15 protein-coding genes and 1 pseudogene are annotated in these 18,946 nt (G+C 39.6%); 11 read left to right on the top strand and 5 right to left on the bottom strand.

The annotated features are described in order from the left end of the window. The first annotated feature begins 310 nt into the window (after positions 1-310). The 3 genes from F985_RS11180 (at position 311) to thiM (ending at position 2,737) form a co-directional block, all read left to right on the top strand. Complete coding sequence (locus tag F985_RS11180) at positions 311-568, top strand: hypothetical protein (protein ID WP_004700972.1); 258 nt, start codon at positions 311-313, stop codon at positions 566-568. A gap of 151 nt (positions 569-719) precedes the next feature. Beyond that, complete coding sequence (locus F985_RS11175) at positions 720-1,877, top strand: hypothetical protein (protein WP_025469113.1); 1,158 nt, start codon at positions 720-722, stop codon at positions 1,875-1,877. Positions 1,878-1,909: 32 nt separating this feature from the next. Next, positions 1,910-2,737, top strand: a complete 828-nt coding sequence (gene thiM, locus F985_RS11170) for a hydroxyethylthiazole kinase (RefSeq protein WP_004700968.1) — start codon at positions 1,910-1,912, stop codon at positions 2,735-2,737. A 28-nt stretch (positions 2,738-2,765) separates the two neighbouring features. Here the strand turns inward: thiM and F985_RS0104300 are convergent. From F985_RS0104300 to F985_RS11160, 3 genes and pseudogenes are all read right to left on the bottom strand, one after another. Continuing rightward, positions 2,766-3,617, bottom strand: a pseudogene (locus F985_RS0104300) (AraC family transcriptional regulator). Positions 3,618-3,698: 81 nt separating this feature from the next. Beyond that, positions 3,699-4,058 carry a 5-carboxymethyl-2-hydroxymuconate Delta-isomerase gene (locus F985_RS11165; protein ID WP_004700964.1) on the bottom strand — a complete coding sequence of 120 codons (360 nt, stop codon included), beginning with the start codon at positions 4,056-4,058 and terminating at the stop codon, positions 3,699-3,701. Between the two features lie 43 nt (positions 4,059-4,101). After that, a complete protein-coding gene (locus tag F985_RS11160) occupies positions 4,102-5,814 on the bottom strand; it encodes an AAA family ATPase (RefSeq protein WP_004700962.1) in 1,713 nt (570 codons plus the stop codon). 230 nt (positions 5,815-6,044) lie between these two features. Here F985_RS11160 and mdh point away from each other — a divergent pair, with 230 nt between their 5' ends. Both mdh and F985_RS11150 read left to right on the top strand, forming a co-directional pair. Further along, entirely contained in the window at positions 6,045-7,217 is a 1,173-nt protein-coding gene (gene mdh, locus F985_RS11155; protein ID WP_004700961.1) for an iron-dependent methanol dehydrogenase, read from the top strand. 194 nt (positions 7,218-7,411) lie between these two features. Further along, positions 7,412-8,380: an alpha/beta hydrolase gene (locus F985_RS11150; protein ID WP_004700960.1), complete on the top strand. Its 969-nt coding sequence runs from the start codon at positions 7,412-7,414 to the stop codon at positions 8,378-8,380. On the opposite strand, the gene F985_RS11145 is transcribed toward F985_RS11150, so the two are convergent. Continuing rightward, positions 8,377-9,567 carry a helix-turn-helix domain-containing protein gene (locus tag F985_RS11145; RefSeq protein ID WP_004700959.1) on the bottom strand — a complete coding sequence of 397 codons (1,191 nt, stop codon included), beginning with the start codon at positions 9,565-9,567 and terminating at the stop codon, positions 8,377-8,379. The genes F985_RS11150 and F985_RS11145 overlap by 4 nt on opposite strands. A 142-nt stretch (positions 9,568-9,709) precedes the next feature. Between F985_RS11145 and exaC the strand changes: the two genes are divergently transcribed. From exaC to F985_RS11120, 5 genes are all read left to right on the top strand, one after another. Next, positions 9,710-11,221 (top strand): acetaldehyde dehydrogenase ExaC, encoded by a 1,512-nt coding sequence (gene exaC / locus F985_RS11140; protein ID WP_004700957.1) that lies wholly within the window; start codon positions 9,710-9,712, stop codon positions 11,219-11,221. 220 nt (positions 11,222-11,441) lie between these two features. After that, positions 11,442-12,878, top strand: a complete 1,437-nt coding sequence (eat, locus tag F985_RS11135) for an ethanolamine permease (RefSeq protein ID WP_004700955.1) — start codon at positions 11,442-11,444, stop codon at positions 12,876-12,878. A gap of 14 nt (positions 12,879-12,892) precedes the next feature. After that, the gene (locus tag F985_RS11130; protein ID WP_004700953.1) at positions 12,893-14,278 is read left to right on the top strand and encodes an ethanolamine ammonia-lyase subunit EutB; all 1,386 of its coding nucleotides are present in this window, start codon (positions 12,893-12,895) and stop codon (positions 14,276-14,278) included. Positions 14,279-14,288: 10 nt separating this feature from the next. Continuing rightward, a complete protein-coding gene (gene eutC, locus F985_RS11125) occupies positions 14,289-15,104 on the top strand; it encodes an ethanolamine ammonia-lyase subunit EutC (RefSeq protein ID WP_004700950.1) in 816 nt (271 codons plus the stop codon). A 165-nt stretch (positions 15,105-15,269) separates the two neighbouring features. Then, positions 15,270-15,992, top strand: a complete 723-nt coding sequence (locus F985_RS11120; protein WP_004700949.1) for a glutamine amidotransferase — start codon at positions 15,270-15,272, stop codon at positions 15,990-15,992. 547 nt (positions 15,993-16,539) lie between these two features. Here F985_RS11120 and F985_RS11115 read toward each other — a convergent pair. Next, positions 16,540-18,267 (bottom strand): glutamine--tRNA ligase/YqeY domain fusion protein, encoded by a 1,728-nt coding sequence (locus tag F985_RS11115; RefSeq protein ID WP_004700946.1) that lies wholly within the window; start codon positions 18,265-18,267, stop codon positions 16,540-16,542. Positions 18,268-18,435: 168 nt separating this feature from the next. Between F985_RS11115 and F985_RS11110 the strand changes: the two genes are divergently transcribed. Beyond that, entirely contained in the window at positions 18,436-18,945 is a 510-nt protein-coding gene (locus tag F985_RS11110) for a peptidylprolyl isomerase (protein WP_004700945.1), read from the top strand. Position 18,946: the final 1 nt, after the last annotated feature.

Here is an 18,946-nt window from a genome sequence, read left to right as displayed (position 1 = left end):
TTATATACTTTTCGGAAACCGTAGTACAAATTTTATGAACTTGATCATACACATTCATACATACAATGTTTGCTTACCTTAATAAAATTAATGGGACTTGATTTATACATTTCAAATTAGAATCTGATTTTATTAGCACAGATTAGACCAAAATTACGATAATCGTTGTTTATATAATCAATCTATACAATAAAAATAAAACTCCTTTCGCTTTTAACATTTTATAGGAGCTGCTTACATTTTAGGCATGGTTCTTGCCTTATTGAATATACCAGTATAAGTATTTCGATCAGAACAAGAGGTAGCTACTATGGAATTAAAAACTTATTTACATCGTTTAGAAAATATTAAAGCTATTCATGATCTAGATGCAGCGGGACTCGACCATCATGTGATTGCCGTGTTTTTAACTGCTGAAGGTATTTCAATGACTGCTCAGGAGGTAACAACTATCGTTAATACTTATGACGCATTAGGTAAAGTGAAATTACCAAGTAAAAAAGTACAGGCGCTTATTAATGCTAAAAAACTTGGACAACATGATGAGAGCTTGCCGTGCCCTGTTTAATCTTAACTTTTAATCTCTTATGAAAACCTAAAGTCAAAATAAAGATTTTAGGTTTTCTATTTTTGCACCAAACAAAAATACAATCTCAGCTATCGGCAATGCGGCTGTGTATAATAGGTCAATCATGATTGATTTAAGTGTTCGGAGCGAAATGGCCTTACAAATTCTACAGAAACAGCTAGATGAAAGTAGCCATTGCCCACTCTGCCAAGCTTCAATGTATTGGGTAGATGCCGAACAATTTGAGCAAGACATTCAGTTTCATGAATGCAGTCATTGCCAGCACCGTGTATTTAAAGACACAAAAATGACGTGTCACTGTGACCAATGCACTAAACAAAGAAAGAAACTTTTACAGCAAACCCGCCTACAAGAACAACGCCAGTTTAAGTCAAAAGACCAACCTCAGCGTAGTCTGGAGCAACTTAGTTTTTTAAATAAACTTTTTCTGCTTAGCCTGCTCGATGATTATGCACGTGACGATGTTGCGCATGATGAATATATTCACTGGGACCAAATAAAATATCAGCCTATTACACCCAACTGGATGTTCCAAAATCATCTCATTAAACAGCTTCATAAAGATGGGATTTTAAATGCACAGGATCAATCTGACGAACCACAGTGCTTTTATTTAAACATTCGCCTAGATGGCTATAGTGACCCAAGCTTATTTAGTGTAGCCCAACAACTACGTCATTGGTTCTATGAAAACTTAAGTCTTGGTATTCCATTTCGTAGTGCCGATGAAGTGAAAGACGTCCTTTTTCAAGTGCTCTATCAAGAAATTATTCAGTTTACGCAGTTCTACTGCCGAACATGGGGTATTCAAATTGCGGGTAGCTCTAACTTTCAAACTTTTTGCTACCGTTTAATGGACTCATTGGCGATTGGTCAAATTTATTATTTGATTCAAACTGCACTCGAATATCTTTATAAACAAAAAGCTCTACAGCCACGTAATGAAAAGTTTATTAATACCAATTTATTAAAGAAAACTTTAGAGCAATATCGGGAACGGGCTTTAGTTGAAAAGTGGGAAACTTCAATGTTGCCACGCCCTTACAATATTCCTTACAGTAAAATGAGCCACATTTTGTTTAACCGCTTTTTAGGTTATGACGAACACATTTTTGTACAACCTGTATGGAAAGCATGGCGAAAAATTGAACCTCGGTTAAACTTTTACTCGGTTAAGCGTTGTATGCATTGTGGTTCAAATGATTTAAGTGTTGATTATGATGCAGCAGATTATGTTTCTTTGATTTGCGAAAGATGTAAGCATCAAGATCACTATTTTACCCGTTAAATTCGTTATCTCTGGCTTATAAGGATAATCAGATGACTTCAACATCAAACCTCATTGAACAGGTGATTGAAGCTTGGCAAAACATGCAGGCTCAAACGCCTCTTGTGCAATGCATCACCAATAGCGTTGCAGCCAACTATACAGCCAATGTGTTACTGGCTTCTGGTGCTTCACCAGCAATGATTGATAATCCTTATGAAGCAGAAAGTTTTACTAAAATTTCATCGGCTTTAAGCATTAATTTGGGCACACCTACTTCAGAGCAAATGCAAGCCATGCAAATTTCTGCCAAAACAGCACAGCTTAATAATGTTCCTTGGGTACTTGATCCAGTTGGTTACGGCCCAATTTTAGCTTGGCGTAGCCAAATGACAGACGAGCTTTTACAGTTCAAGCCAAGCGTTATTCGTGGTAATGCTTCAGAAATCAGTACGCTTGCAGGCAATCAGGTTCAATCTAAAGGTGTAGACAGCACTTTAAGTAGTGATCAAGCCTATCAACAAGCTTTTTCTCTCTTAACACATGCAAGCTGTATCGCTATTTCTGGCGAGTCAGACTATATCCTGTCTCATGAAATAGATGCAGTGATTCAAGTAAACGGCGGAAGTCCTTTACAACCTAAAATTACCGCAACAGGCTGTGCTTTAGGTGCGTTAATTGGCGCATATAGCGCTGTGACAACACCAACCATTGCTGCTCTTTCAGCTCATGTTCATTTTGCAATTGCAGGTAAACTTGCAGCAAATCAAGCGCAAACCATGGGAAGCTTTAGTAGCATCTTTATGGATTATATCCATATGCTAGATGACAACCTGATTGAACAATACGCAGATATCAAACTTTTAAACATACAGGCATAACCTAAGCTATGCCTGTATCAGATTAGACTCACTTTAGAAGTAAGTAAATGTCGGTAACAAGGTCGCACTCGTTCACTTCGTGCACAAAGTTGTGATAGTGAAAGAAAACTGGATAATCCCCTGCTTCTTCTGGTTGCTCAGGTAACCAGTTTCTAAAGATTTAATACACACTATCTTTAATCTGGTCATGGCTACCCAAATGTCTTACGGTTGCATAGCGCCCCGCAGGAATTTCACCTGTCTGCACGCCGTAACTATTTTCAGGTACAGCTTTTTCAATTGAACCTGCAATATCAAATCGAAACTCGTCAGGTGGTGTCTGATCTGGGTCAGCAAAAGGAATACCATAAGTTTTAGACTTGGTTACGGGCGATAAACCTGTTTCTTTACGCCAAGCAATAAAACGCGCAGCTGTTTCCAAGACTTTATCTGGACTTCCTAAATGCGATAGATAGGCAATCTTTTCAGCAGGACGCTCAACAATATTTACATTCATTTTTAGCTCACTTTTTGGAAGTGTAAAAACAAACTTCTGGTGCCAAGATTCCCAGTCTGGTTTATCTCTAAAAGCCCGAGGAGTTTGATCAAATGAACGCTTAAATGCACGAGTAAATGCCTCGGGACTGTCAAACCCTGCTTGTAATGCAATCTCAATAATCTTGAGATCGGGTTCAAAAGCCAGTTGAAAAGAGGCCCGCTTTAAACGAGAAAGTTGAATAAACTTCATTACATTTAAGCCAATATGAATGGCAAAAATGCGATGAAAATGAAACTTAGATAAGGTCGCAATCTGGCTCAATCGGTCAACATCTAAATCTTCATCTAAATGTCTTTGAATATAATCGCAAACCAGTTGCAGCTTTTGTGTATATACAGCCATACATTTATGTCTGTTCATTCGATAGCACTACTTTTACATAGTGCTCATCGCTATTCTTGATCGAAATTGCGTTTTTTATAGTTATACAACTTGCTTAAAATAATCTTCTCTTGGCATGTCAATTAGCTCAACACACAATTGAATTTCTTTATTAAACCCTTGTTGTAAATATCTTTTGTTGCTAAGTGCTGCTAATAATTGCTCACCCATAAGCTGTTTTTGTTCAGCCGTTCTTCCCGACAAAATATACGCCTTTACATGAATATAGGCTTGATCAGCTCCTAAGCCTATTAGGAAAACATCATCTTTACGTGCACGGCTTTTAATGTCTTCTGGACTAAATAACTCTGTCTCAATCAGTGTGCTATTAATTTCTTCAAGTAATTGTTTTGCGTTTAATCCAGTTAAGTTTTCTGAATAATCGACTACTACGTGCGGCATAGCCACCTCAATTTATGTAATAAGTAATTAAGCCAATCAAACTTTATTCAATAAATAATAAAGCTAATCGAACCTGATCATATCCCATTCGAGGACTAGTTGCTTCAACAATTGGTCTTAGTTTGATCGAACCATCATCAGAAAAATGATCTGGATTCTGACGTTTTTTCAATTTCTTATAAATTTTACGGACTTCTTCAACCACTTCTTCACCAGGATGAGCAACCGAAATATCCAGCTTTTGTTCTTTATGAAGTCGAGCCAAGTGATTAATAATCGTCGCTGGTGTCAGGCCACGTTCATGCGCAATGTCTTCAATTTCGTAGCCTTCTTCAAACAATGCACGTGTTTCATCTAGCGTTGCCGTAGCGTAATTTTGCTTGCCACCTTTTGCGAGTTTCTTCTCATTACGAGAAATCTCAGTTTCGTTTAAGGTGCCGCCACAATGACGAATAAAGGCTTTATGCTGAGCCGTTAAATCTACATCTGCAAAGTTATCTTCGGCTTCTTTTGAAAGCTCTTGGAAACGGCGATCCGCTTTGACCGCTAAACTATCTAACTCTAAAGCTTGTTCATTAATACCTAATAACTTTAATCCAGTTAAAGATTTTAAGCGCGAAAGCGCAACATAACCCTGACCTTTTTCAAAGGTGTTCATGAGGTTAATTTCTGCAGCTTCCAAAGTCATGCCTTGGCTTTTATGAATAGTAATCGCCCACGCTAAACGAAGTGGAATTTGCTGAAAACTTGCAATCACTTTGCCTGCTTCATTTTCAACTGACCATGTTTCAGGGGCAACGAGCAATGTCGTGCCATCGGTTAGTTTTACTTTCGGCAGTAAGCCATTTTCGTCATCTTCTTCAAAGCCGATAACTTCACCCAAGCTTCCATTGATATATCCCATATCAAAGTTGTTTTTGACAAACATAACTTTGGCATGCTTTTTCAGTGTGAGTTCTTCTGGTGCACGTACCGAGGATTTTAAAGTTTCTACCAGTTTCTCATTACCATCTAAAACGGCATTAAATTGATGCCCTTCATTATCAATTTCATTTAAGTGCTGATAATTGATATTGTCGACATCCATATTATGCGTATAAAGACGAGTAAAGGTCTCACCAATATCATGCGAGCGAGATTGACGCAGTGCGTGTAAATGATCTGATTGAATATTCTGCGCACGAATGGCATTTAAAATTTGATTGAGAATTTCATCGTCTTGACGGTGTTGTTCTGTTAAATAACATACGCGGAATTTGGCTTCGACCCATGCATCTGACATAAAACAAAACTTGTCGCGATTGGCTTCACCATTACGTCCTACAGGTGGTAACTGGAAGAAATCTCCAGCCACAATGACTTGAATGCCACCAAATGCCTCATCACTTTCTTTAAAATATTTTAGGACTTGATTGACCAGATTGAGCTGCTTTGCATGCAACATTGAGATTTCATCGATAACGAGAACTTGCGCATTTTCAAGGTGTTCCTTGAGATATTTACGCTCTTTCATACGTTTTAGGTCATCGTCAGTTAACTGATCTTTAATACCGATGCCCGCCCACGTATGAATGGTCATGCCGTTCATATGCGTTGCCGCAATACCTGTAGACGCCGTAATAGCCACCGGCACTTTACGTGCTTTTAGATATTGGATGTACTGATTGAGTGTATAGGTTTTCCCTGCACCAGCCGAACCGGTTAAAAAAACATTTTCACCTGCTTTGAGCAGTTTAAGCGCAGTTTCCTGTTTCATAATCTCATATGTACATCTTCAACAGCCCATAGCTTAACGATTTTCCCGAAAAAATTAAATGAATGAGCCAAATTTTATATAAAGTTATTAAAAATCAATAATTAAATCCCAAGTAATATTTGGTAGGTTTTTGGTAGGTAGGAAAATAATCTTCAGATCACAATACTAAGCCCATGGTGAGGCTCACCTGTAATAACAAACAATGGATTTATGGAAAAAGGAATCACTCCATGGCTTTTAAAAATATTGCAGATCAAACAAACGGTTTTTATATTCCTTGCGTATCACTCTTTGGACCAGGATGTGCTAAAGAAATTGGTATGAAGGCACAAAACCTCGGCGCAAAAAAAGCATTAATTGTGACCGATGAAGGCTTATTTAAATTTGGCGTTGCAGACCTTATCGCAAACTATTTAACTGAAGCAGGCGTTTCGAGCCATATTTTCCCGGGTGCAGAACCGAACCCAACCGATATTAATGTTCACAATGGCGTGAAAGCCTATAACGACAATGGCTGTGACTTTATTGTGTCTTTAGGTGGCGGTTCATCTCACGACTGTGCGAAAGGTATTGGCCTAGTTACTGCTGGCGGTGGTCATATTCGTGACTATGAGGGCATTGATAAAAGCAAAGTGCCAATGACACCACTGATTGCAGTAAATACAACGGCTGGTACTGCATCTGAAATGACTCGTTTCTGTATTATTACCAATACAGACACTCATGTAAAAATGGCAATTGTTGACTGGCGTTGTACCCCACTCATTGCAATTGACGACCCGAAACTCATGATTGCAAAACCAGCTGGTTTAACTGCTGCAACAGGTATGGATGCATTAACCCATGCAGTTGAAGCATATGTTTCTACAGCGGCAAACCCAATTACCGATGCGTGTGCAGAAAAAGCAATTACGATGATTAGCCAGTGGCTACAACCTGCTGTCGCAAACGGCGAAAATATCGAAGCACGTGATGCAATGAGCTACGCACAGTATTTGGCTGGTATGGCATTTAACAACGCGTCATTAGGCTATGTTCATGCCATGGCGCACCAGTTGGGCGGTTTCTATAACCTACCTCACGGCGTATGTAACGCAATCTTATTACCACACGTATGTGAATTTAACTTAATTGCTTGTCCAGATCGTTACGCAAAAATCGCCGAGTTAATGGGTGTAAGAACTCACGGGTTAACAGTGATGGAAGCTGCCTATGCTGCAATTGACGCCATTCGTAAACTGTCTGCATCGATTGGTATTCCATCTGGCTTAACCGAGCTTGGTGTAAAAACTGAAGACCTTGCGGTGATGGCAGATAATGCTCAAAAAGATGCATGTATGCTCACCAACCCTCGTAAAGCAAACCATGCACAAGTTGTGGAGATTTTTAAAGCAGCACTTTAATCTTGATGTGATAGCTTGTCCCTCTAGTAAGTCAAATCCCTCCGACCGGTGACTTACTTTTTAGGGAATACTTAGCTCCAGCGGTATTCCCTTTTTTTAAGAACGATACTTCAACCTTCTCTAAACCTGATTGACAATTCGCCCATTTCATTGAAGGATACTCAGCATGTCTTAATTACAATAGCTCGATAACAATGAATACATCTTTAGCTACTCAAACTTATGTTCCAGATATTTTAGGTACTGGCTATGAACAGCTCACCCTCAACTTTCCTAATGATTACGAAGGTAAAGTTGTAGCTACCTTAGTGCGTAAAAAGGCCGCTCAATCGACTCAAAAAGCCGTGCTGTATATTCATGGTTTTTTAGATTATTTCTTTCAAACCGAAATGGCTGAGCAATTCAATGCTCATGGTTATGACTTCTATGCACTCGATTTAAGAAAATATGGTCGCTCAAAGCTGCCTCATCAGATTTTCTATAATGTGCTTGATTTAAATGAATACGATGCTGAAATTACTCAAGCATTAGAGATTATTGGCAAAGAACAACACACCCAAATATTACTTGCAGGACATTCGACTGGCGGTTTGACAGCAACGCTTTATGCTGCCCATAACCCAAACCACCCTCTGATTAAAGGACTTTGGGCAAATAGTCCGTTTTATGACTTCAATTTAAGCTTGGTCGAGAAAAAATTGGGCATTCCAGTACTTAGTCGTGTAGGAAAATATCTACCAAAAGTTAAATTCCCAAGTCAATTAAACAAATGGTACACCGCGAGCCTTCACAAACAGCTCAAGGGCGAATGGGACTTTAATCTGGACTGGAAACCTACCTCTGCCCCGACAGTTCAACTCAGTTTTTTACATGCGATTCATACAGCACAAAAAGAAATACATCGCGGGGTTAAACTCAATATTCCCGCGCTGATTATGCATTCTCATCAGACTAAAAACCCTAAAAAATGGGGAACAGATGCGACTCAAAGCGATATCATTTTAGATGTTAAAGACATTGCCAAATTTGGTAAAAAAATGAAAGGCGATGTCTCTGTAGTTTCTATTCACAATGGATTGCATGACTTAGTGCTTTCAGGCCAGCCAGTACGGGAACAAGTCTATCAACAATTGTTCCAGTGGCTAGATCAAAAAATCACTTAACTGAGTTTAGGTGAGTCAAGGTATTTCACCAGCAGTTGATGCGCAGGATGTTCACTCGGTAATAGCTCCATAAGGCGTTCTACCGCATCAATTGCTTCAGGAAAATGAGCTAAATGCTTAAGTAATAAATCTGTTTCTTGTGTTTTAAAAATTGCATCACTTAAGCGTGATTCAAGACAGTCACGCCATGCACATAAAAACGGACTTTCCGTTTTTGCCAGAAATACACCTGTGTAAAGCTGCAAAGCTGAAGCTGCATATCCCGCATCTAGTGCTTGTTCAGCTTGTAAAAAATCAGCTTCAACATGTACAAGTAATCGATATGGACGTGAACCAAGCAAACCGCCCAAAATATCGCGTAGTTGAGACATTTCAGCTTTAAGCGTGCCCATGCTGACTTTACGTTCGCCATAGAGTGCCTGATAAAGATGCTCTAAAGTTAGACCATGTGGACATAAAGCCAATATCGTCAATATTTCAATTTGACGCGGCGTTAATAACAGACTTTTGCCATTAAATTTAACTTGTGGTGTCGAAAAAGCACGAATATGTAATTGCTGGCGCTGCTGCTCTAGCAAAGCGGATTGAATAATGGATGCACAACGTTCAGCAGCCAATATTCCTAAACTATTATGATTCTTCCAAGTGGTTGATAAATCAACAACCCCTAGAGTTTGTTTTGAGTATGGATCGATAATCGGCGCAGCATAACATACCCAATCATGAATCGATTCCATGTAATGTTCGTTTGAAAAAACACAGCTTGATTGTTGAGTTTTTAAAGATAACGCTAAGGCATTGGTGCCTACAAATTCTTCACGCCATTGCCCACCTTGTACAAAGTGAACACGCTCAGCTGCACTTTGCATTTGAGCACTTGTTGCCGTCCAGATAATCGTACTGCCGATATCACCGACAGCAATTACCATTGAAGATTGCTCTGCAATATGACGTAAGTCGTCGGCACATTGGCTTAAGGCCATATCTAAAGCGTTTTGTGAAGCAGTTTTTTTCTCGACTAAGGGAGCCGCAAAACGCTCTTTAGGAATCGCAGCAGAGGCTGACCGTTCCCATGAGCTTGCAATACTTTGGCCGAGTTTGGCAGCATTCTGAGGAGAGAGACTATTTTGCGTGCGCAGTTGATCAATCAACGTCCGTTGCTGCAATAAATCCTTTTTTGTGAACATTTGTAAATTCCTTATATATCCACATTTCTATTCCAACCTTTCTCCAACCTTCTTCTTTATATCCTAATTATACAAAGTACGAAAGTACCTACTGACAGGGTTCTTGTTAGTCTTTAGTCCTAAAAAGCAAAGGAATATTTATATGCGCTATATCGATCCAAATCAACCAGGCTCAAAAGTTCAATTTAAATCACAATACGAAAATTTTATTGGCGGTGAATGGGTTGCACCTGTAAAGGGTGCGTATTTTGACAATGTATCTCCTGTTGACGGAAAAGCTTTTACACGTATTCCACGCTCTAGTGCCGAAGATATTGAGCTCGCTCTTGATGCAGCGCACAAAGCAAAAGCGACATGGAATAAAGCATCACCAACGGTACGCTCAAATATCCTTTTAAAAATTGCTGATCGTTTAGAAGCAAATCTTGAAATGCTTGCTGTTGCAGAAACTTGGGATAACGGTAAAGCAGTGCGTGAAACTTTAGCAGCCGACCTTCCACTTGCGATTGACCATTTCCGTTATTTCGCTGGATGTATTCGTGCTCAAGAAGGTGGCATCTCTGAAATTGATGAAGATACCATTGCGTATCATTTCCACGAACCACTAGGTGTCGTTGGTCAAATCATTCCATGGAACTTCCCAATTTTAATGGCGGCATGGAAACTTGCACCTGCTTTAGCAGCTGGTAACTGTGTTGTGATTAAGCCAGCTGAACAAACGCCAGTAGGTATTTTGTTGGTGGCTGAACTCATTCAAGACATTTTACCGCCGGGTGTCCTTAATATTGTCAATGGTTTCGGTGCAGAAGTCGGCCGCCCGTTAGCGACAAACCCACGTATTGCAAAAATCGCATTCACAGGTTCAACTCAAACTGGACAAATGGTGATGCAATATGCGACCGAAAATATTATTCCAGTTACCTTAGAACTTGGCGGTAAGTCACCAAACCTTTTCTTTGAAGATATCATGGATAAAGAAGATGACTTCTTAGAAAAAACGCTTGAAGGCTTTGCCATGTTTGCCTTAAACCAAGGTGAAGTATGTACTTGTCCTTCTCGTGCTTTAGTACAAGAAAGCATTGCTGATCAGTTCTTAGAAATGGCTGTCGAGCGTGTAAAACGTATTAAAACTGGTCACCCACTTGATACTGAAACGATGATTGGTGCTCAAGCATCTTTGCAACAACAAGAGAAAATCTTACGTTGTATTAACACTGGTCGTGAAGAAGGTGCAGAGCTCTTACTTGGCGGTAGCGGCCGTAAAGAAGTAGGCGATGGTTACTATGTCGATCCGACTATTTTTAAAGGTCACAACAGCATGCAAGTTTTCCAAGAAGAAATTTTTGGACCTGTACTTGCTGTGACAACATTTAAAGACTTTGACGATGCAATTAAAATTGCCAATGACACCATGTATGGTTTAGGTGCAGGTGTTTGGTCACGTTCAGCTCACATTTCTTATCGTGCTGGTCGTGCTATTGAAGCGGGCCGTGTCTGGACAAACTGCTATAACATCTACCCTGCACATGCTGCATTTGGCGGTTACAAGAAGTCTGGTATTGGCCGTGAAAACCATAAGATGATGCTAGATCATTATCAACAAACTAAAAACTTGTTGGTGAGTTATTCAACTAAACCAATGGGCTTCTTCTAAGTTTCGCACCAAGTTGATACCAAACTATCAACACTACAAAGAAGTAAGATGACTAATTATATAGGAAGCCAGTAATTTAGATTGCTGGCTTCTTTATTTACGATTGTTAAGCTTGAATTTTTATCTTTTAGAATAAAAAAGTTCCATCTACTCTCTGAAGTGCTTCATTTAGGCATTGCTTTTGCATTGATTCATACAAACCCACTCGCAGGAGTATTGTATGAATCAACCAGAAACAGCTTCCGTCATTTCTTCAAGTACAGCAGTCTCATCAGCAGAATATTTTGCTCAGCGTCAACTTAAACAAGGTACGGTTGGTTGGTTACTCCTGATTGGTTTAGGCGTAGCTTATGTGATATCAGGTGATTTTGCTGGCTGGAACTTCGGTATAGCCCAAGGTGGCTGGGGGGGTATGTTTATTGCCACTGCCCTCGCTGCAATCATGTACCTATGTCTATGTCTTTCTATGTCAGAAATGTCCACCATGATGCCGACAGCAGGTGGCGGTTATAGTTTTGCACGTGCTGCCTTTGGCCCTTTTGGGGGTTATTTAACAGGAACAGCCATTTTAATTGAATACGCAATTGCTCCTGCGGCGATTGCCGTATTTATTGGTGGTTATTGTGAATCTTTATTTGGCATTAATGGCTGGATGATTTACCTCGCCTGCTACGCCATTTTTATGGGCATACATCTGAAAGGTGCCGGCGAAGCCTTAAAAATCATGTTCGCAATTACCCTTGTCGCTGCTGTTGCTCTGGTTGTATTTATTGTAGCAATGATTCCACACTTTAATGCACAAAATTTATTTGATATTCCAGTTGGTACAGGTGTAGGTGCAAGCAGTTTTCTACCTCATGGCTATTTAGGTATCTGGGCAGCGGTTCCCTTTGCAATCTGGTTTTTCCTTGCAGTTGAAGGTGTGCCATTAGCAGCCGAAGAAGCAAAAGATCCCGCCAAATCTCTCCCACGTGGTTTAATTGGTGCAATGCTCATATTAACGGCGTTTGCTATGCTCATTTTATTCTTAGGTGCGGGCGCAGCAGGTGCAAGTACTTTGCAAAACTCAGGTGCTCCCCTCGTAGATGCTCTGGTTAAAGTTTATGGCACCAACACTTGGCTTGCGACTTTCGTAAACTTTGTCGGTTTAGCAGGTTTAATCGCGAGTTTCTTTTCAATCATCTATGCCTATTCCCGTCAAATTTTTGCACTCTCTCGTGCTGGTTACTTACCGACCTCACTCTCTTTAACAAATAAAAATAAAGCGCCTTATCTGGCAATTATTATTCCGGGTATTATCGGGTTCTTGCTTTCACTCACCAAAGAAGGCGATTCACTGATTTTAATTGCTGTGTTCGGTGCAACTATTTCTTATGTGTTGATTCTCTTGTCCCACATCAAACTAAGACTATCTAAACCCGACATGCCTCGTCCTTATAAAACTCCTGGGGGAATCGTTACTTCAACTATTGCCTTAGTTCTAGCAGTCGCTGCTGTAGTTGCGGGCTTTGTTGTTAATCCGAAAGTTTGGTTTATTGCTGCCGCTATTTATATCGTATTTATTGCTTACTTTTTATTCTACAGCCGTTATCATTTAGTTAAAGGTACACCAGAAGAAGAGTTTGCAAATATTAAAGCCGCAGAACAAGAACTATAAAAAAGGATGCAACTATGAGTTATCGCAATATTGTCGCCAATCAACAGTATCACTTTGCTGACTTGAAGACCTTGATGGCAAAAGCAACGCCGTTACGTTCTGGCGATCAATTAGCAGGTGTAGCAGCCAGAGATGCAACCGAACATGTTGCGGCACAAATGACTTTGGCCGATGTACCGCTTAAAACCTTTTTAAATGAATTTGTGGTCGATTACGAAACCGATGAAATTACACGACTAATTATTGATGAACATGATCTGGCAGCCTTTGCCCCTATTTCACACTTTACAGTAGGTGATTTTCGAAATTGGTTACTGGGAGAAGAAGCAAATGCCCAAAGTTTAAAAGCATTAGCATCGGGTTTAACTCCTGAAATGGTAGCAGCTGTCAGCAAAATTATGCGCAATCAAGATTTGATTTATGTCGCCAGCAAATGTGAAGTGGTCACCCAATTTCGCAACACGATTGGTCTAAAAGGCCATCTTTCTACCCGCTTACAACCTAATCACCCGACCGATGATGTGCTTGGTATTTCTGCCAGTATTTTAGATGGTTTGATGTATGGCAATGGTGATGCAGTGATTGGCATTAACCCCGCCACAGATAACCTCCATAATTTGTCAGAACTATTAAAATTACTTGATCATGTCATTCAGGAATATCAAATTCCAACACAATCTTGTGTACTTACCCATATCAGCTCAGGCATTCAACTGGCTGAAAAAAATGTGCCAATTGATTTAATGTTTCAATCAATCGCTGGGACGCAACTGGCAAACGAAGGATTTGGAATTTCACTCGATTTACTACAAGAAGGATATGAAGCCACACTCGCACTCAAGCGCGGAACCATTGGACAAAATGTTATGTATTTTGAAACGGGTCAAGGCAGTGCTTTATCCAGCAATGCTCACCACGGCGTTGATCAGCAAACATTAGAAACACGTACTTATGCAGTGGCCCGTAAATACAATCCACTTTTAGTGAATACAGTCGTTGGCTTTATTGGTCCGGAATATCTTTTTAACGGTAAACAAATTATACGTGCGGGACTAGAAGACCACTTTTGCGGTAAGTTGCTTGGTGTCCCAATGGGCTGCGACATTTGTTACACCAACCATGCCGATGCAGACCAAAACGATATGGATGTTCTCCTTACTTTATTTGGTGCTGCGGGCATTAACTTTATTATGGGAATTCCCGGTTCGGATGATGTCATGCTCAACTATCAAACGACCTCATTCCATGATGCCCTCTATTTAAGACAACTCCTCGGTTTAAAACCCGCCCCTGAGTTTTCAGCTTGGCTTGAACAGCAAGGTATCTTTAAACAGCAAAACTCTCAAATCTGTTGGGCAGACCATATGCCTGACCAATTCTCTCGTCTGCTCATGAACTAGGGAGAACACCATGAAACTGAATCGTAATATTCAATATCCATCTTCTACTCATCAAGACCAGTGGGAAAAACTCAAACAGTTTACTGATGCCCGTATTGCTCTCGGCCGTGCTGGTTGTAGCATCCCCACACAAGCCTTACTTGAGTTCCAGTTGTCGCATGCACAAGCAAAAGATGCGGTTTATCAAGATATGGATGTTTCCTATTTATCTGAGCAATTAGCACAAAGACAGCTGCAAAGTCTTCATGTCCACAGCAACGCACCTAGTAAGGAAATCTATCTTAAACGTCCAGATTTAGGCCGTCAGCTTTCAAACCCATCAAAAGAAGCCTTAATTAAGAAGTATGCAGAAAATCCGCAACAATATGATGTTTGTATTGTGGTCGGTGATGGACTCTCAGCAAGAGCGATTGAAGCGAATGCTATTCCATTCATTACCGCGCTAAGTGAACAAGTTCAGCAAGAAAACTGGACTCTTGCACCCATTGCACTGGCAACAGGCAGTCGGGTTGCTTTAGGTGATGAGGTTGCTGAAATCTTTAAAGTATCCATGCTTGTTATGCTCATTGGTGAGCGCCCAGGTTTAAGCTCTCCTGATAGTATGGGAATTTACTACACGTGGAATGCATATTCAGGCTGCCTCGACGCCAAACGTAATTGTATTTCCAATGTCCGCTCAGCAGGCTTAAGTATTCCTGTTGCAGTACAAAGGTTAATCGCACTCATGAAAAAGTCAAAACAACTTGGCTTTTCAGGCGTTAATTTAAAAGATGAACATCAACTTGCAGATATAGGCCTTGAGACAACTCAAAAGCTATTATTTTAAAAGATGGAATATGCAAACAGATTCACTCAAAATAGGTAATCGTTTGCATAACAACATTATCTTAACGAAAAATATCAATTTTCAGGTATTGATGATTTATACAGATATTTTCTTCTTTATATTTATCGCTATACTCCACCTATTGATCTTCTATGAATCATTTGTATGAGCACAACAAACGCCTTCCCAAAAACTATTTATGCCATTCAGCATCTTGCTTTCGAAGACTTAGGTTCATTAGAAGATGTCTTTTATCAACTTGGCTTCCGCGTCCGTTATTTTGAAGCGGGTGTAGATGATTTAACTGCTGCTTTTGCACACGATGGATTAACTATTATTTTAGGTGGTCCAATCGGAGTTTATGAAACTGAAGATTATCCATTTTTAAAAGATGAAATTGCTTTGCTTAAACAACGCTTGGCAGCGGATAAACCTACACTTGGTATTTGTTTAGGTGCGCAGCTAATTGCTTATGCACTTGGTGCAAAAGTATATGCCGGTCATCAAAAAGAAATTGGTTGGAGCCCACTGAGCTTAAGTTTACGCCCTAATCAGGTATTATCTCCTTTACTTAATAATGTTCATGTCCTACATTGGCATGGTGATACTTTCGATCTTCCTGAAAATGCTGCCCTTTTGGCTAGCTCAGATATTTATACCAATCAGGCATTTGAAGTTGGTAATAATATTCTCGCGTTGCAGTTCCATATTGAAACTACTGAAGAACATTTTGAAAAATGGCTTATTGGCCATACATGTGAACTTCGTAGTGCCAATATTTCAATCCAGAAACTTCGTGAAGAAAATAAAAAATATGCTCAAAACCTCGAACATGCTGCTTTTGAAATAATTCAAAAATTCCTAAAAAGAATTGGTTATAGTACTTAAATGAAGTGGTTTCTAATGTTTCATGATCACTATTTTTTAACACTTGGTATTTTACGATTATTTTTTTAACAAAAAAACTTTATATTTTATTTTTAGAAACATTTCAGAAAAATTTCAGTGTATTATTAATTTGTAACATAAAATATACGCTGATTTACTATGGATATCTGGAAGTTTATTAAAAGCTTTAATACGGTTAATACTTATTTAATGCTTTCAACTATACTTCTCCTATTATTAGTTCTTTATTTTTATGTGATTAGTCCTACCTAAGCTTGTTTGCCAAGGAAGCGAAATCATAAAGAAAAAGAATATTATGATGAGAAGACCTCCGAAAAAAAGCCCAACCTTATAGTTGGGCTTTTTTAATATTTTCTATTTACTCACAACATATTTATAGTCTTGTGAAAAAGTAAGAGATAAGCAATCTCTGCTCTCTACTCACAACATGTTGCTCGTCTTGCGAAAAAATAAGAGATAAGTAATCTCTGCTATCTACTCACAACATGTTGTTCGTCTTGCGAAAAAGTAAGAGATAATTAATCTCTTATTTTTTCTCAGGTTTGAAGCTGTCCTTCAAATCAAGAACGCGGTTAAAGACTGGTTTTTCAGGAGTGTGATCATGTTGATCAGCAACAAAATAACCTTCACGTTCAAATTGGAAACGGTCTTCTGGTTTCGCTTGAGCTAAAGCAGGCTCAATCACAGCCTGTACCACTTTCAACGATTCTGGATTAAGGTTTGCCAAGAAGTCATCATCTGCATCAGGCGCTGCTTCAGTAAATAAACGATCATAAATACGCACCTCAGCAGGAATACCTTTTGTCGCAGATACCCAGTGAATTACGCCTTTTACTTTACGGCCTTCAGGGTTCTTACCTAAAGTTTCAGGATCAATTGAACACTTCAACTCAACCACTTCGCCATTTGCATCCTTAATAACTTCATCACACTTGATGACGTATGCATGGCGTAAACGCACTTCACCATCAGTTGTTAAGCGCTTAAAGCCTTTAGGAGGTACTTCTTCAAAGTCTTTGCGGTCAATATAGATTTCCTTGGTTAAAGGAATTACACGGTCACCCATATCCACATTAGGATGGCGAGCATGGGTAAGATCCATATCTTCTGGTAAATTGGTCAAAGTCACTTTAAGTGGGCTTAAAACAGCCATGCCGCGCGCAGCAGTATTTTCTAAAGATTGACGAATGCAGAACTCAAGCATTGCAACATCAACAATACCGTCAGTTTTAGACACACCTACACGTTTACAGAAATCACGTAAGCCCTCTGGCGTAAAGCCACGACGGCGCATACCGACAACTGTTGGCATACGTGGATCATCCCAACCATTTACATAACCACCTTCAACCAGCTTACGCAATTTACGTTTAGAGGTAATCGTATAGTCTACGTTTAAACGAGAAGATTCATATTGGTGTGGAACAGATTTAGATTTAACCTTTTCAACAATCCAGTCATAAAATGGACGGTGATCTTGGAACTCCAATGTGCAAAGTGAATGAGTGATTCCTTCAATTGCATCAGACAATGGATGAGCATAATCATACATTGGGTAGATTTTCCATTTGTCACCAGTTTGGTGATGCTCTGAATGCAAAACACGATACAAAATCGGGTCACGCATATGCACGTTCGGGCTTGCCATATCAATTTTGGCACGTAGAACTGCTTCACCTTCTTTGAGTTCACCGCTGCGCATCTGTTCAAAGCGAGCAAGATTCTCTTCTACAGAAGCATCACGATATGGCGAGTTTTTACCAGGTTCGACAAAATTACCGCGATTTAACTTAATTTCTTCCGGAGATTGCAAATCAACATAAGCATCACCTTGCTCAATTAACTGAATTGCCCATGCATAAAGCTGATCAAAATAACCCGATGCATAGCGTGGCTCACCATTCCAGTTAAAACCAAGCCATTTCACGTCATTGGCAATACCATCAACATATTCTTGTTCTTCTGCATCTGGGTTTGTGTCGTCAAACCGTAAATTACAAAGGCCATTGAACTCTTCAGCAACACCAAAGTTTAGACAGATTGCTTTTACGTGACCAATATGTAAATAACCATTTGGTTCTGGCGGAAAACGCGTTACGATTTGTTTTGCACGTCCGGCAGCCAAATCATCAGTAATGACTTGGCGAACAAAATCTAATCCAGCCTGTTGTTCTTGCTGCGCAGAATCGACAGAGGCATGAGTATTCGGTGTCGGGTTGTTTGGCAGGTTCGAGACAACATCATTAGGCTTCATAGTGTATCAATCACTTCTTTGTAGGTAAAATTTCGAAAAAATAAACGCTATCTTCATTTTTCACAAAGATTTTAACGTTTTTTACTTGCCTTGTAGTTTACAGTTTGCTTATGCTTCTCTCAACCAAAAAACCCATGGTCATAAGCCCATGTTTAGGAGATTAATGTAATGAGTTTTCCTCAAGTCGAATTAAACACCAATAAAGGTCGTATTGTTCTTGAACTAAATACTGAAAAAGCACCAAAAACAGTAGCAAACTTTTTAGAATACGTACGTGACGGTTTTTATGACGGCGTTATTTTCCACCGTGTCATTGATGGTTTCATGATCCAAGGCGGCGGGATGGATGAAAACTTCAAAGAAAAAGCAACTCGCGATGCGATTGAAAACGAAGCTGACAACGGCTTAAGCAATGATGTTGGTACAATTGCTATGGCACGTACTCAAGCGCCTCACTCTGCTTCAGCACAATTCTTCATTAACGTAAAAAATAACTCTTTCTTGAACCATACTTCAAAAACTGCTCAAGGTTGGGGTTATGCTGTATTTGGTAAAGTGGTTGAAGGTATGGACGTTGTAGAAGCAATCAAAGGTGTACGTACAGGTAACCGTGGTTATCACGCTGACGTTCCTTTAGAAAACGTTGTTATCGAATCTGCTAAAATTATTTCTGAATAAT

The organism is Acinetobacter seifertii, from assembly GCF_000368065.1.
GTDB classification, from domain to species: Bacteria; Pseudomonadota; Gammaproteobacteria; order Pseudomonadales; family Moraxellaceae; genus Acinetobacter; species Acinetobacter seifertii.
This window is presented reverse-complemented; position numbering and strand designations above follow the sequence as displayed.

What these genes read in the sequence shown, in the direction of transcription:
- F985_RS11150 (WP_004700960.1), top strand. Translation starts at nt 7,412, where the DNA reads ATGAATACATCTTTAGCTACTCAAACTTATGTTCCAGATATTTTAGGT.
- F985_RS11175 (WP_025469113.1), top strand. Translation starts at nt 720, where the DNA reads ATGGCCTTACAAATTCTACAGAAACAGCTAGATGAAAGTAGCCATTGC.
- eutC (WP_004700950.1), top strand. Translation starts at nt 14,289, where the DNA reads ATGAAACTGAATCGTAATATTCAATATCCATCTTCTACTCATCAAGAC.
- F985_RS11145 (WP_004700959.1), bottom strand. Translation starts at nt 9,567, where the DNA reads ATGTTCACAAAAAAGGATTTATTGCAGCAACGGACGTTGATTGATCAA.
- F985_RS11165 (WP_004700964.1), bottom strand. Translation starts at nt 4,058, where the DNA reads ATGCCGCACGTAGTAGTCGATTATTCAGAAAACTTAACTGGATTAAAC.
- F985_RS11180 (WP_004700972.1), top strand. Translation starts at nt 311, where the DNA reads ATGGAATTAAAAACTTATTTACATCGTTTAGAAAATATTAAAGCTATT.
- F985_RS11130 (WP_004700953.1), top strand. Translation starts at nt 12,893, where the DNA reads ATGAGTTATCGCAATATTGTCGCCAATCAACAGTATCACTTTGCTGAC.
- mdh (WP_004700961.1), top strand. Translation starts at nt 6,045, where the DNA reads ATGGCTTTTAAAAATATTGCAGATCAAACAAACGGTTTTTATATTCCT.
- F985_RS11160 (WP_004700962.1), bottom strand. Translation starts at nt 5,814, where the DNA reads ATGAAACAGGAAACTGCGCTTAAACTGCTCAAAGCAGGTGAAAATGTT.
- eat (WP_004700955.1), top strand. Translation starts at nt 11,442, where the DNA reads ATGAATCAACCAGAAACAGCTTCCGTCATTTCTTCAAGTACAGCAGTC.
- F985_RS11120 (WP_004700949.1), top strand. Translation starts at nt 15,270, where the DNA reads ATGAGCACAACAAACGCCTTCCCAAAAACTATTTATGCCATTCAGCAT.
- thiM (WP_004700968.1), top strand. Translation starts at nt 1,910, where the DNA reads ATGACTTCAACATCAAACCTCATTGAACAGGTGATTGAAGCTTGGCAA.
- F985_RS11110 (WP_004700945.1), top strand. Translation starts at nt 18,436, where the DNA reads ATGAGTTTTCCTCAAGTCGAATTAAACACCAATAAAGGTCGTATTGTT.
- F985_RS11115 (WP_004700946.1), bottom strand. Translation starts at nt 18,267, where the DNA reads ATGAAGCCTAATGATGTTGTCTCGAACCTGCCAAACAACCCGACACCG.
- exaC (WP_004700957.1), top strand. Translation starts at nt 9,710, where the DNA reads ATGCGCTATATCGATCCAAATCAACCAGGCTCAAAAGTTCAATTTAAA.